The following is a 940-nucleotide window of genomic DNA, read 5'->3' as shown; positions in this document are numbered from 1 at the left end:
CCGCACGGGCGGTGGCGGACCCGCACCGGGACCGACGGACGGGCTCCCGCCGGGGCCGAGCCGGGCCTCCAGCCCGTCGACGGGACCCGCGCGACCGCGGCGACGGTCGCGTCCCCGACCCCCGACGGTGGCCGCTGCGCCCGTCGCGGCACCCTCCGGTTCCGCGACGGCGAACGCGTCACCGACCGCGTTCGCGCAGCAGCTCGCACGCCCGCTGTTCTCGCTCGCGCAGGCCGGACCGGGTGAGCACGTCGTCACCGTCCAGGTGACCCCCGACGCGCTCGGTCCCGTCACCGTGCGCGCGCACGTCTCCGCGCACAGCATGCACGTGGAGCTCTACGCGCCCTCGGACGCCGGTCGCGAGGCGGTGCGGCAGGTCCTCCCGGACCTCCGCCGCGACGCCGCCGGCACCGGGCTGTCCACGACGCTCGACCTGTCCTCGCAGAACCACCCCGACTCCGCCCCGCGCCGCGACGAGCGTCCGGCCGGCGGCGTGCGGGTGGCCACCGACGACCGGGAGGCCCGACCCGGTCCCGCCACGCTCCGCACCCCGTCCACGACCACCGTCCGCACCGCGGGCCTCGACGTCCTCGCCTGAGCGACGGCACGAAAGGACCACACCATGCCACTCGACGGCATCACCGGCTCGGTCGACCCGGCCACCCAGGCGGCGGCCCTCGCGGCGAACCAGTCGTCCTCGCGGTCGCAGACGATGGACTCCGAGGTGTTCATGAAGCTGCTCGTCACGCAGCTCCGGAACCAGGACCCGTCCTCGCCGATGGACACCAACCAGATGATCTCCCAGCAGACGCAGCTCGCGATGATGGAGCAGATCACGAACCAGACCACGACGGCGAACGAGAACTTCTCGCTGCAGATGCGGATCGCCGCCGCGAAGCTCGTCGGGAAGCAGGTCAGCTACACCGACGCGACCACGGGA

At 73.9% G+C, this 940-nt stretch carries 2 protein-coding genes; both read left to right on the top strand.

Annotated elements, in window-relative coordinates:
• The first annotated feature begins 127 nt into the window (after positions 1-127).
• Positions 128-598, top strand: a complete 471-nt coding sequence (locus I59_RS00040; RefSeq protein ID WP_022902115.1) for a flagellar hook-length control protein FliK — start codon at positions 128-130, stop codon at positions 596-598.
• Between the two features lie 24 nt (positions 599-622).
• A partial coding sequence (locus tag I59_RS00035) for a flagellar hook assembly protein FlgD (protein WP_022902114.1) occupies positions 623-940 on the top strand: 318 nt, incomplete at its 3' end.

Source organism: Curtobacterium sp. B8, assembly GCF_000333315.1.
GTDB classification, from domain to species: Bacteria; Actinomycetota; Actinomycetes; order Actinomycetales; family Microbacteriaceae; genus Curtobacterium; species Curtobacterium luteum.
Note: the sequence above shows the minus strand (reverse complement) of the source record. Positions and strands in the feature narration are given on the sequence as shown.